Below are 12,601 nucleotides of genomic sequence, written 5' to 3'. Positions count from 1 at the left end.
AGAAGTTGGCTGGTGACTGGAAAGATCGGAGACAGGGAATCGCTTTACAGGGTCGTAATTAAGCGGCGTACACGGGCGCTCTTTATGATGCATGAGGCTGCAGACTCGGCTCTGGCGTCGCTTCGCGCGGAGTTGACGGAGCTCGAGTCCGAGATTGTCGCGATCGAGCGGCGCCTGAGTGACGTTCGCGCACAGCAACACACGATCGAAGTACGAGCGATCGAGGCGATATACGCCGGTGATGACCTCGCCGCGAGAAGCGCCCTGTGGGACGCGACCCCGCATGCCGAGGCGGCGGCTTCGCTCGAGGCCGACCTCAAGGTCGCGCGGGCGATGGCGGACGCGTGCCGATGGTTCCTGGACAGTCACCGCTGAGCCGACGACGGTCCGTGGTCGGGTGACAGCGGGGCGCTAGGTTTGTGCGGTGCCGTGGAGTGGTTGCCCACGGGAAGGCCGGAGCGGTGGGTTCGATTCCCACGACACATCCTGGGCGCCGGAGCCAGGTGCCGGGTTCGACTCCCGGACGGCACTCTGTGATTTACCCGTCAGTCGCGCACGGGCGAGCGCCGCGACGCCGATGATCGCAAGCAGCGTCCTCAACACGAGCCCGATGGGCGCTCGGCGCCGGTGTTCATCGCGCCTCAGCCCGGCACGACGAGTAGAGCGTGAAGAACTCGCTCCAGTCGCGCACGACGAGAACGTTCGGCGCGGTGTGCGGCCGCTCGCGATCGTCCGCGAGCCACACCGGCTGTAAGCCGACGGCGAGGGCGCCGACGATGTCTTCGTTAAACGTGTCACCGACGAACCACGTGTCCGACGCCGAAGTGCCCAGCCGCTCGAGTGCGGCCGTGAAGATACCGGAGGACGGTTTTCGTACGCGGAGATCGGCGCTCGAGAGCACGAATCGGAATTTCGCGTCGAGTCCATGCCGCGCAAGCTCTGCCCTGAGCGCGCGTCCCGAGAACGCAGCGTTGCTCACCGCGCCGATCGGCACGCGATCTTCGGACATGCGCTTCAATACCTCGGCGATGCCGGGCAATGGCTCCATACGCACGACGGCGGTCCAGATACGATCCTCGATAGCGTCGCGAGTCTGCTCGGCAAGCGATGGAACCTGCATGCGCAGCCATTCCGCCAACAGGCACTCGTCGCCGCGAACGTAGGCCGGCAGCTCGTACGCGCGGAACGCGCTCGCCAACTCGTCCGACCGTGTGCGGTCTCGGACGACGGCGTCGATCCCGACCGACAGGTCGAACCAATGCTGTCGGAGAATCGTGTCGCCGAGGTCGAGCAGAATGGCGCGAGGCTGCCTCACGAATCGGAGCGCAAATAAGGACATCCCGGCAACGGACCGTGCGAGTGGGGTGGGAGGCCGAGCTAGTTCATATTAGACGCCGTTGACGAGCCGCGGTCCACTCGCGAGCCTCCGGGCTGACTCTCCGCGTTTGCAACCGCGTTGCCTCGTTCGTGCGTGGCCATATCACGGACTGGCCGGGACCGTAACTGGTTGGTATTCGGTCGGTCCAGTTGCGGCGGCCGCGCGCTCGGCTCCGCGGGCCATGGTTCGGTAAACAGCGAAGCGACCAGGCGTTCTTGTTCGGCGCCCGAACGAAAGGGACCCGGGCATTTCTCGTCGGCCCGATTGGGACCGCGAGGGTCGCGTCCTCTCGTACGTGCAACGGCCCATGCATCGCGCCGCCGCCGCGGCCGTGTTACAACGCCTTGCATTTACGATCGACATCGGCTGGTTCGGTTCCTGAAGGAATCCTTGACGATCGGCCGCCCGCGCGGACAGAGTGCAGGCATGTCATTCCTCATCCAGGACGCCAGACTCGCGCTGCGTCTCGCGCGACGATTCCCGCTGTTCACGACGCTCGTTCTCTTGACCATCGCGCTCGGCGTGGGAGCGACGACGGCGATCTTCAGCGCGGTGCGCGCGGTGATGCTGCAACCGTTGCCTTTCGCCGACGGCGACCGGCTCGTCTCGATTTGGGGCACGAACCCGGACAAGAGCATTCCGCGATTTGGTGTATCCTGGCCGGACTTCCGCGACTGGAAGCAGCGCTCGCACTCGTTCGACGACATGTCGCTGTACGTGGGCAACGTCACGACGCTCATCGCACCCGAAGGTCCGGAGAGCGTCGCGTGTTTGTACGTGAGCTCCAACTTCCTGAACGTGCTCGGCATCAAGCCCGCCCTCGGGCGCGGGTTCGGCGCCGAGGACGAGCGCGGTGAGTCGAGCAATACCGTCGTCCTCAGCTACGGCTACTGGCAGCGCCGATTCGCGGGCGATCGGTCCGTCGTCGGCCGCTCGGTCACGGTGAACGGCCGGCCGCGCACGATCATCGGCGTCCTGCCGGCCGACGCCGAGCTACTCGGGCCGGCGTTCGTCGGTGCTCCGCTCGATATCATGACGGTGATGGAGCTGTCGAGCTATTCGAACGTCGAGCGGCACGCGCAGCACCTGTTCGGCGCGATCGGCCGCCTCAAGCGCGGCGTGACGCTGGACGCGGCTCGCGCCGACATTCTCCAGACCGAGACGCGGGTCGCGACCGAGAACCCTGAGATCGCGGGCTGGACGGCAAGCGTATTCTACGTCGCCGACGATCTGTCGCTCAACACCAAGCAGCCGCTCCTCATTCTGCTCGCGGCGTCGTTGCTGCTGCTGGTGATCGCGTGCATCAACGTCGCCAACTTGCTTCTCGTGCGCGGCGCGACGCGCGCGCGAGAGATCGCGGTGCGCCAGGCGCTCGGCGCGTCGCGCTCGCGGCTCGCGATGCAATTTCTCGTCGAGAGCGCGATTCTCGCGGTGTGCGGCGGCGTGCTCGGCGCCGGAATCGCGGCGCTCGCGATGCGCGCGATTCGCGGCATGGTTCCGTTCGGCGTGATCGCGCGGGCCGACGACATTCGCATGAGCGCCCCGGTGCTCGCCTTCGCACTCGTCATCAGTCTCGCCGCCGCGCTCGCATTTGGCGCATGGCCGGCGTTGCGGTCCGGCAGCTCGTCGTCGAAGCTCAGCGATGATCTTCGCGATCGTTCTCCGAGTGGCGCGGCGCGCGCGGGCACGCGTCGCACACTGGTCGTGGCCGAGCTCTCGTTGGCGTTCGTGCTCGCCGTGTGCGCGGGTCTCGTGTGGCGGAGCGTTCGGCGCATGCTCGCCGTCGACCCGGGCTTTCGTCCGCAGGGCGTGGTGACCGCGTCGATCACCCTCGGCAAGAACTACCCCGATTCAGCGGCCGTTTCCTTCTATAGAATGCTGCTGACGGATCTCGAGGGCCGGCCCGGCATCGAAGCGGCGGGCGCGACCGATACGCCGCCGTTGGGTGGCGGCGGAATCTTCACGTCGATCCGCCTCATCGGCCAGCCGCCGCGCCCGGCGAACTCCCCGCTCATGAGCACGATTCGCTCGATCACTCCGGGATATTTCCGCGCGCTGGGAATGCACTTGATCGCCGGCCACGACCTCGAATGGAACGAGCCGACGACGTCGATCGTGCTGAGCAAAGGCGCGGCCGAGGCGTTCTGGCCGAGCCAGTCGGTGCTCGACAAGTCGATCGGGTTCAACGTGCAGCCGACGCCGTACCCGATCGTCGGCGAAGTGAATGACACGCGGCAGGCGAGCCTCGCGACGGCGCCGGCGCCGATCGTCTATCTGTCGATGCGCCGCTACGCCAGAGTGTTTCACACGATGACCGTCGTCGTGCGCGCGCGCCCCGGCGTCGACGTCGCGACGACGGTGGCGACGCTGCGCGCCGCGCTGCGTTCGATCGACGCGGCGCTGCCGCTCTACAACGTTCAGACGATGGAGTCGATCGTCGAGCAGTCGACCGCGCAGCCGAGGCTCAACATCGCGCTGCTCGGCGTGTTCGCGAGCGCGGCGTTGCTGCTCGCGACGCTCGGCATTTACGGAGTCGTGTCGTACTCGGTGGCTCAGCGACGCCAAGAGATCGGCGTACGCATGACGCTGGGCGCACAGCGCTCCGACATCGTGCGACTCGTACTCGGCGAAGGCTCCGCGCTGGCGATCATCGGCGTCGGAATCGGCGTCGTTGCCGCCCTGTTCGCGACGCGACTCGTGCGGTCGATGCTGTTCGAGATCGGTGCCGCGGATCCGATGACGTTCATCGTCGTCGCGGTGGTGCTTCTGATCGTCGCGTTGGCGGCGAGTCTGGTGCCTGCGAGACGGGCAGCCGCTGTGGATCCGTTGCTCGCGATAAGGGCTGACTGATCGGGAGCCCGGTTGCCCGTCACCCGATCTACCCCGCCACGACCGGATTCCCCAATTCGCCGATCCGATCGATCTTCACCTGCATCACGTCGCCAGGCTTGAGGTAGACCGGAGGTTTGCGTCCATGGCCGACGCCCGCGGGCGTGCCGGTCGCGATGACGTCTCCCGGCTCGAGCGTGATGCTGCGCGTGATAAACTCGATGAGCTGCGGCACGCGGAAGATGAGTTGGCTCGTATTCGAGTCCTGCATCACCTGACCGTTCACCGTGAGCTTGATGCCGAGCGTGTGGGGATCCGGAATCTCGTCGGTCGTGACGATCGTCTGGCCCATCGGCGCGAAGGTGTCGCACGACTTGCCGCGCTGCCACTGTACGTCGCCGAACTGAAAGTCGCGCGCGGTGACGTCGTTGAAGGCGGTGTAGCCAAGGACGTGGTCGTAGGCGCGATCAGCGGAGACGCGGGTCGCGCGGCGGCCGATCACGACGGCTAGCTCGGCCTCGTAATCCACCTGCTCGCTCGACGGTGGAATGACGACGGGCTCCCCGGGAGCCACGACGCAGCTCGAGAACTTCGAGAAGATCGCCGGGGTCTTCGGCACGTTGAGGCCGATCTCGCCCGCGTGATCGTGATAGTTCATTCCAATGCATACGATCTTGCCCGGCCTCGGGACCGGCGCGAACCAGTACGCCGCTTCAGCCGGCACGAGCCAACCCTTCTCGCGAGCATCCGAGAGCGCGGTTGGATCGCCGCGCTCCAGTCGGGCAGCCGTGTCGCGCGCGATTCGGAACCAGGGTCCATCCATGTCGAACCAGGCGAGCGGATTCGACGGCCGATCCTCCGGCGCGAACAACTTTTCGCAGTCGAGCCGTTGCCGGGTGTCGACGCCGTTGGCGTGGAGAATGATGCCCACGCGGGGCGACTCCCATTTGGATTCTTCGGTCGCGAACGAGATGATGCGCATTGAGCTGAGAGCGTGAACTGTCAGTACTTCACGACCGTGTGCATCCACGCGTCGGCGTGATACTCGCGATCGAATGCGGCCGCGCGCTTGAGATCGCGCGAGACGCTCACGCCGACGAGCGGCCGCGAGGGACTGCCGAGGAGTTGGATTTTACCTGGGCCGCTCAATCGGTAGAGGTCCAACGATTCTTGGGTGCGGTGTAACGCCGCAAAGAGCTCGCCGTGATCCAGCAGCGTGAAATCGCCATCCTCGCCGAACGCAGACATCCATTGCGTGAACGATCCGTCGGAGAGGTTGATCGCCCCGATGCCAAGGGTGTCGGACGTCGTTCGGTTGAATCCGCCGACGAACAGCCGGCCGTTCGTTGGGTCCGACAGAAGCCGAGTGAATCCCGCGTACCACGCGGGTGCGCGAATCTCTCGGCGTTTTCCACCCTGCTGCACGATCACGCGATCATGTGACGCGGCGATCCATGCCCATCCATCGGCAATCGGGGCCGCCTCGCCGGTCGTCGAGTCGTCGAGTGCCAGTGTGTTGCTCAGAGCGCCGGTTCGCACGTCGACGAGAGCGAAGTGAATCTTCGAGTCGACACGCGATTTGACACTCACGGTCACGGAGTCGGCCCACCGGGCGCCGATGGGCGCGCCGCTGATCGAGAGTGGAGTCTCCGTCGGGCTTCCATAGGCACGGACCCCGAACTGCACTCCCGTATGAACGCCCGTCGTCGGCACGACTCGGCGGAGGAGCAGACGCGCGCCGTCGGGCGAAACGCTGGCCTGCACGTCGTTGGACGCGCGCGCGACTCGACCGTCGTTCGGCAGTTGCCCTTTGACGATGGCGGAAAGATCGGTGGCCCACACGCCATACTCCAGCGTGCCCTCGTCCATTACCATCTTCGACCCGTCGGACGTGACGGTAAAATTGGTGAACAGGGCCGTGACCATCGTGTCCTGCATCGTCGACAGATGTCCGGTTGCACGGTCCACTGCGATGCGGACGATCGATTCGCCGGCGGCGTCGCCTTCGCGTCGGAGCCAGACCGCGTCGATGCTGCCGATGCCGCCGCACGTGCACGCATTGACAACACGATCGGCGACTTTGCCCGTTCGATCGATGACCTGCCACAATCCGTGTGGCGCTTGGAGAATGAGCGTGACGATCCAGTTCGTGCCGGGAATCACGGAGAGTTCCGCGAGCCCCTGGCCCGCGCCCCGAACGACGATGCTGTCGCGACGCACGCCGTCGAGACCGGAGACAGCTATGGTATAGACGGAATCTCCGCGCGTGCCTGGACCTACCAACAACGAATCGCCGTCGGCGTAGAACGCTGCGGCTCCCGCGGTGAGGAAACGCGGCGGCCCGCCGAGCGCCGAGACGAGGAACGTACCGAACCGCCCGCCTACCGTGCCGTTGAAGAGCAGGTTGCGACGATCGGGACTCCACTGCAGCTCATACGCGGCCGTCGCGCCTTCCAGAATCGAGCGTGTCGTGGCTCCGCCGATGTCTTGCTCGACCACCGAGAATGTGCAGCCACCGGCGCCGCACGTGCGGGTGACGAACGCGAGCTGTTTGCCGTCCGGCGAGATCGCCGGCACGTACACGCCGCCGGATACGGTGAGTTGCGTCTTCGGTCCGAGCGACGCGCGCGAAGATTTATGGCTGAACGTTCCGCGCGCGGCAACCGCGGCCGCACCCAGCACGACGACCGCCGCGATCGCGCCGAAGACCGCCGTCTTTCGTCTCGGCGCGGCGGCGACTTTCGGTTGTGTCGCGCCGCCCCCCGCGTCCAAAGCGCGGATGAACTCGCCGGCGGAAGCGAACCGGTCGGCCGGCGTCTTCGCCAGCGCCTTCGCCACCGCCTCGTCGACCGCGTCCGGCAGCGTGTCACGCAGAATCCGAAGACGCGTCGGCTTCTCGGTCATCAGCTTGGCGATCATCGCTTGAGCGCTGCCGCCGGAGACCGGCGGCTCGCCGGCGAGCATCTCGTACAACACCGACGCGAGCGAGTACACGTCGCTCCGCGCGTCGACGGTGCGGTCGCCCGTCGCCTGCTCGGGGCTCATGTACTGCGGCGTGCCGAGCGAAAGTCCGGTCTGTGTGAGGCGGTTGCCGCCCGCCTCGGTGACGGCGAGAGCGATGCCGAAGTCGGTCAGCATCGCTTCGCCTTCCTGCAGCAGAATGTTCTCGGGCTTGATGTCGCGATGCACGAGCCCCTGGCGATGCGCGTAGTCGAGCGCGCTCGCGACCTGCTTCGTGATCGTGAGCGCCTCGTCGAGACTCAGTTGGTGCTGGCGCTTCAGCTTGTCCCGCAGGCTCTCGCCGCGGACGTACGGCAACACGTAGTACAACATGCCGTCGGCATCGCCCGAGTCGATGAGCGTCAGGATGTGTGGATGGTCCAACCGCGCCGAGATCTTGATCTCGGTCAGGAACCGCTCGGCGCCGAGGACCGCGCCGAGCTCCGGGCGGAGAACCTTGAGCGCGACGTCGCGATCGAGCTTGCGATCGTGGGCCAGATAGACGATCGCCATGCCGCCCGCTCCAAGCTCGCGTTCGATCGTGTAGCGCTCGCCGAGTATCGCGGTGAGCGGGGCGTGGAAAGACTCGGACACGGCGTCGCTCCGTCGTCGGAGGGGGCGGGAATGAGCGTCTGTGCGACGCAAGATATCGTCTCCTCGGTAGGCGGGCCAGAATCGCCAAGAGGTCGGAATCCACGGCCCACGCCGGAGGAAATGGTCGATGGCGTGCGCGTCGTTGGGGCGATACGTTGGCGCCGGTGACCGACCCCATCGAAGCCACGCTCGCCACGCAGGCCACCGCCGAAACCGACGACTCGGGGCTGGCCGCGTTCTACCGCGGCATGACGCTGCGCGAGCGTCGCACGATGCTCGCCTGCGCGCTCGGGTACGCGCTGGATGGCCTCGATTTCACGATCTACACACTGGTGCTGGGGAGCGTGATCTCGCTCTGGCATGTGGACCGCGGATCGGCGGGCCTCACGGTCAGCGCGACGCTCTTGTGCTCGGCGTTCGGAGGTTGGATCGCGGGCTACGTCTCCGATCACGTGGGAAGAGTGCGCGCGGTGCAGATCACGGTGCTGTGGTTCGCGGCGTTCAGTCTTCTCTCGGCGTTCGCGCAGAGCTTCACCCAGCTCGCGATTTTTCGCGCGCTACTCGGTTTCGGGTTCGGCGGCGAGTGGACGGCCGCCGCGGCGTTGATGAGCGAAACGATTCGTCCGCGCTATCGCGGCCGCGCGGTGGGATGCGTTCAATCGGGATGGGCAGTGGGCTGGGGGAGCGCCGTGCTGCTTCAGGCGATCGTGTACTCGTTGCTTCCGGAGCAGCAGGCGTGGCGCTGGATGTTCGCGCTCGGTTTCGTGCCGGCGATCTACGTGCTCGTAATTCGGCGCTTCGTTGAGGAGCCGCCGGTCGCCGCCGCGGCGCGAGGCGAGCGGGCGGCAATGGGCTCGATGTGGGAGATCTTCAGCCCCGGTCTGCTCAAGACGACCGCGCTTGCCGCGCTGCTCGGCACGGGAGCCCAGGGCGGATACTACGCCATCAACACGTGGCTGCCGGTGTTTCTCCAAACGGAACGACATCTCACGATCGTCGGTTCGACGAGCTACCTGGCGTTCCTCATCACCGGCGCGTTCACCGGCTATCTCACCGGAGCGTGGCTGGCCGACCGTGTCGGACGGCGAATGCTCTTTCTCATGTTCTCCGCCGGCGCGCTCGTCATGACGCTCGTGTACACGCGCGCGCCCGTCACGAACAACGTCCTCTGGGTTCTCGGCTTTCCACTCGGCTTCGTCGCGTCCGGCTACTTCTCCGGACTCGGCGCTTTCTTCTCGGAGCTGTTTCCGACGCGCGTCCGCGGCTCGGCGATGGGATTCGCCTACAACTTCGGGCGTGGCATCGGCGCGACGTTCCCCGCGCTCGTCGGTTACATCTCAGCGACGATGCCGTTGTCGCGCGCGATCGCCATCTTCGCGACGATCGCGTACAGCCTCATGGGAATCGCCGCGTTCCTTCTGCCGGAGACGCGCGGCCGAGCGCTGGAATCATGAACGGGCGGGAGGTTCGGCTGGCCGCCAGAGCCGGCGCGCTGAACGGGCCGACCGCCGGACTCGCGCCCGGATTCGTGCAGGGCAACCTCGTCGCCGTTCCGATGGACGTGGCCGACCACTTCGCGACGTTCTGCCGGCTGAATCCCAAGCCGTGTCCGGTGATCGGAAGAACCGAGCCCGGCACGACTCAACTTCCGGCGCTCGGCGCCGACATCGACGTGAGCACCGACGTACCGCGCTACCGTGTCTGGCGCGACGGTATGTTGGCCAAAGAGATCACCGACGTTTCGGGTCTCTGGCGGGAACGCGACGATCTCGTCGCGTTCGTCCTCGGATGCTCGTTCACCTTCGAGGCGGCGCTCACCGCGGCCGGAATTCCGCTCAAACATCTCGCATCGCGGACGAACGTCGCGATGTACCGTACGAACCTTCAGTGCGCGCGCGCGGGCCCGTTCGCCGGGCCGCTCGTCGTCTCGATGCGCCCTCTCGCCGCGGGCGACGTTGCGCGGGCGATCGAGATCACATCGCGATTTCCGTCGGCTCACGGCGCGCCGGTGCACGTCGGGTCGCCGGGAGCGATCGGCATCGAGGACCTTTCGTCGCCGCCATACGGAGATCCCGCCGAGGTCGCGCCCGGGGAGGTCCCGGTGTTCTGGGCCTGTGGAGTGACGCCGCAGGCGGCGATCGCGACAGCGAAGATTCCGTTTGCGATCACGCACGCGCCCGGCTGCATGCTCGTCACCGACTCGACGGCGAGCGCGGCAGGGCTTGGCACGTCGAGCCTGTAGCCGTCGTGAGCCCTTGGGGCGGGGAGCAAATTCTCGGAAGGGCCTCGCAGGCGATTGTCGCCCGGCCCAATTTACCCTCGAACTGAAAACGACCGGTCACATGTCAACTCGTCCTCCGCGCTGCGACCATCTCGTCGGACTTCATCCCAAAGAGCCCCGCACACCCGACGGATGCGAAGAGTGTCTCGTGTCGGGAGGCGAATGGGTGCACCTGCGACTCTGCCTGACGTGCGGGCACGTAGGCTGCTGCGACGAGTCGCCGAACAAACACGCCACGAAACATTTTCATCAGACGCAGCACCCGGTGATTCGAAGCTTCGAGCCCGGCGACGAGTGGGGATACTGCTACGTGGACGACGTAGGATTTGACCCGATGCCCACGTTCGGGCTCCGAGTTCTCGCGCACAGCTAAACCTTACCGCAACTTTCGCTCGACGTCGGCGAGATACTGGCGAATCGTGCCCTCGTAGCCGATGAAGAATCGGCTGATGAGCCGGAAGATCGGGTTGTAGATCTCGCCGTCTTCGGTGATCCGAAGATTGGTTCGTCCGGCCGAGTCGGATCGGAGCTCGTAGGTCCACGTTCCGCCGAACGGCAACGACTTAGAATCGATTCGCCCAACGAGCCGGTTCGGCGGGTCCTCCGCCTCGACGACGAATGGAATCGTTCCGTTCTTGGACACTTCTCGCCAGCGCTGCTTCCCGTCGGAGGACGGCAGAACTTCGACGGATTTCACGCCCGTTCGCCAGTTCGGAAACGACGCCACGTTCGTGATGAGAGCGTACACCCGGTCGGGCTGAGCGGAGATCGTAGCGTCCACCGTCGCGCGGTGTTTGACCGGCAACGTGTAGCCGGCCGCGATCAAGACGACGAGCAGCAGAGCGACGACGCCGAGCGCGATCAGAGAGTATTTCATGCGCGCGCCCGCCGTTCGGTCATTCGCCGGCAGGCATCGGCGAGACGGTTCATGCCGAGCACGATCGCCGCGCGGTCGTCGCGCGGGGCCAGCTCGATCGCGGCGCGGAGCTGACGCGTCTCGAGCACCGAGGTGTCGTGAATCGCCCGCGCGCCCTTGGGAGTGAGCAGCGCGCCCGAGGAACGCCGGTCCGCCGATGCGGAAACGCGCGCCACGAAGCCGAGCGCGGTGAGGCGCTTCAGCGCTTCGGACAAGGTCGAGCGTGTGACGTTCAAGTGATGAGCGAGCCGCGACGGTTGCATCGGGCGCTCGACGTCGAGGTGCGCGAGGATGGCCGCGTCGCGCGCTGAAAGCCGGTGGTCGGTGGAGCGCTTTCGCTGGTGGCGCGTGTGGCAGGCGAGGTAGACCTGCGGATAGGCGACTTGCACCACCTGGACGACCTGATCGATGGTCATGTCCGCGAAGCTAAGCCCGCCCGGAGGAATTCGTCAAAACGAACAATCGTTTCGGCGACGATTCCGATCAGCGTCGATCGGCGAACCAGTCCATCAATCGGTCGAACGGCCAGCAGTTGATGACCCGGTCAGCGGGAACGCCGGCCAACCGGGCGTGGGCGACGGCGATTTCCGCGTTGCGCAATTCCGGCGGCGAGTGTGCGTCGCTGTCGAGAGCGAAAAGGCAGCCGGCGGCGAGCGCGTCGCGCGCGAGCTCGAAGTCGACGTCCTGTCGCCAAGGGTCACCGTCGACTTCCACCGCGACGTTCGCGTTGGCCGCCGCGGCGAAGACCTCCGGCCAATCCGCTTGAATGCCGAGTCTCTCGCTGTAGTGACGGCCGCGCGGGTGTCCGAGGATGTGCACCCCGTGCGCGCGAACGGCTGTCACCATTCGAGCCGTTTGGTCGGCCGGCGTGCGGAGCGCGGAATGAGGCGCGGCGACGACGAACTCGAGGCGGGCGAGCTCGTCGGGCTTCATGTCGATCGAGCCGTCGGGCATCACGTTCGCTTCGATTCCTTTGATCAGCCGGAAGCGTCCCTCGTATCGCTGGTTGAGAGCGTCGATCTCACGATGCTCCTCGGCGAGGTCGGCCATCGACACGCCGCGCGCGATGCGAAGGCCGTACGAGTGATCGGTGACGCCGCAAAACGCGTAGCCCCGCTCGAGCGCCGCCTCGATGATGTCCTCGAGCGTCTGGCGACCGTCGCTCCACGTCGAGTGCATCTGCAAGTCACCCCGATAGTCGCTCACCTCGATCGCGCCCGGCGCAGGCGCGGCGAGCGCTTCCAGGACTCGCGCGCGGCTCATGAAGTTCTCGCGCACCGCGCGACCCTGTGCTACGTCGTCCGCATTTTCACTCGCGCGAACGGTGGTTTCGACATACTCCGAGCCACCAGTGCGCAGCACGTCGAGCGCGACTCGTTCGGACTTCGGTCCGACATTCGCAATCTTGCGCAGCGCGCCACCAGGCTCGACGTAGCTCTCGAGCGGTTCCTCGAGATCGAACACGGCGCCGGCGGCGCGCTTGTAACCCAAGCTCGATTGCCGATCGGACTTTGCCGCGGACAGGTCGCGGAGCAGGCCGGCCACCACGGCGTTCGTGTCTAGGTTGGTTTTCGCGCGCGGTGGGCTCACCCCTCATTGTAAC

General features: G+C 66.2%; 11 protein-coding genes. 5 read left to right on the top strand and 6 right to left on the bottom strand.

The genetic code is table 11. The features are described 5' to 3' along the window. Positions 1 to 87: 87 nt before the first annotated feature. Positions 88 to 375 (top strand): hypothetical protein, encoded by a 288-nt coding sequence (locus VGQ44_15175; protein HEV8448170.1) that lies wholly within the window; start codon positions 88 to 90, stop codon positions 373 to 375. A gap of 256 nt (positions 376 to 631) precedes the next feature. Here the strand turns inward: VGQ44_15175 and VGQ44_15170 are convergent, their stop codons facing one another. After that, positions 632 to 1,315 carry an HAD family hydrolase gene (locus VGQ44_15170; protein ID HEV8448169.1) on the bottom strand — a complete coding sequence of 228 codons (684 nt, stop codon included), beginning with the start codon at positions 1,313 to 1,315 and terminating at the stop codon, positions 632 to 634. Between the two features lie 489 nt (positions 1,316 to 1,804). On the opposite strand from VGQ44_15170, the gene VGQ44_15165 reads away from it, so the two are divergent. Beyond that, positions 1,805 to 4,228, top strand: coding sequence for an ABC transporter permease (locus VGQ44_15165; protein HEV8448168.1), 2,424 nt, complete (start codon positions 1,805 to 1,807; stop codon positions 4,226 to 4,228). 28 nt (positions 4,229 to 4,256) lie between these two features. Here VGQ44_15165 and VGQ44_15160 read toward each other — a convergent pair whose 3' ends face one another. Beyond that, on the bottom strand, positions 4,257 to 5,189 hold the full coding sequence (locus VGQ44_15160; GenBank protein ID HEV8448167.1) for a fumarylacetoacetate hydrolase family protein: 933 nt from the start codon (positions 5,187 to 5,189) through the stop codon (positions 4,257 to 4,259). Positions 5,190 to 5,209: 20 nt separating this feature from the next. Continuing rightward, positions 5,210 to 7,801: a protein kinase gene (locus VGQ44_15155; protein HEV8448166.1), complete on the bottom strand. Its 2,592-nt coding sequence runs from the start codon at positions 7,799 to 7,801 to the stop codon at positions 5,210 to 5,212. Between the two features lie 164 nt (positions 7,802 to 7,965). On the opposite strand from VGQ44_15155, the gene VGQ44_15150 reads away from it, so the two are divergent. The 3 genes from VGQ44_15150 (at position 7,966) to VGQ44_15140 (ending at position 10,455) form a co-directional block, all read left to right on the top strand. Next, a complete protein-coding gene (locus tag VGQ44_15150; GenBank protein HEV8448165.1) occupies positions 7,966 to 9,255 on the top strand; it encodes an MFS transporter in 1,290 nt (429 codons plus the stop codon). Continuing rightward, the gene (locus tag VGQ44_15145) at positions 9,252 to 10,043 is read left to right on the top strand and encodes a putative hydro-lyase (GenBank protein HEV8448164.1); all 792 of its coding nucleotides are present in this window, start codon (positions 9,252 to 9,254) and stop codon (positions 10,041 to 10,043) included. The genes VGQ44_15150 and VGQ44_15145 overlap by 4 nt, the downstream gene beginning before the upstream one ends. Before the next feature lie 100 nt (positions 10,044 to 10,143). Continuing rightward, a complete protein-coding gene (locus tag VGQ44_15140) occupies positions 10,144 to 10,455 on the top strand; it encodes a UBP-type zinc finger domain-containing protein (protein ID HEV8448163.1) in 312 nt (103 codons plus the stop codon). 3 nt (positions 10,456 to 10,458) lie between these two features. On the opposite strand, the gene VGQ44_15135 is transcribed toward VGQ44_15140, so the two are convergent. The 3 genes from VGQ44_15135 to VGQ44_15125 all read right to left on the bottom strand — a co-directional run bounded on the left by VGQ44_15135 (position 10,459) and on the right by VGQ44_15125 (position 12,588). Then, positions 10,459 to 10,959, bottom strand: coding sequence for an SRPBCC family protein (locus VGQ44_15135; protein HEV8448162.1), 501 nt, complete (start codon positions 10,957 to 10,959; stop codon positions 10,459 to 10,461). Continuing rightward, complete coding sequence (locus VGQ44_15130) at positions 10,956 to 11,414, bottom strand: MarR family winged helix-turn-helix transcriptional regulator (GenBank protein HEV8448161.1); 459 nt, start codon at positions 11,412 to 11,414, stop codon at positions 10,956 to 10,958. The genes VGQ44_15135 and VGQ44_15130 overlap by 4 nt, the downstream gene beginning before the upstream one ends. 67 nt (positions 11,415 to 11,481) lie before the next feature. Further along, on the bottom strand, positions 11,482 to 12,588 hold the full coding sequence (locus VGQ44_15125) for a PHP domain-containing protein (protein ID HEV8448160.1): 1,107 nt from the start codon (positions 12,586 to 12,588) through the stop codon (positions 11,482 to 11,484). Positions 12,589 to 12,601 lie beyond the last annotated feature (13 nt).

This window comes from Gemmatimonadaceae bacterium, from assembly GCA_036003045.1.
Taxonomy (GTDB): Bacteria; Gemmatimonadota; Gemmatimonadetes; order Gemmatimonadales; family Gemmatimonadaceae; genus JAQBQB01.
The sequence above is the reverse complement of the archived record's forward strand: the minus strand, read 5'-3'. Positions and strand labels throughout refer to the sequence as shown.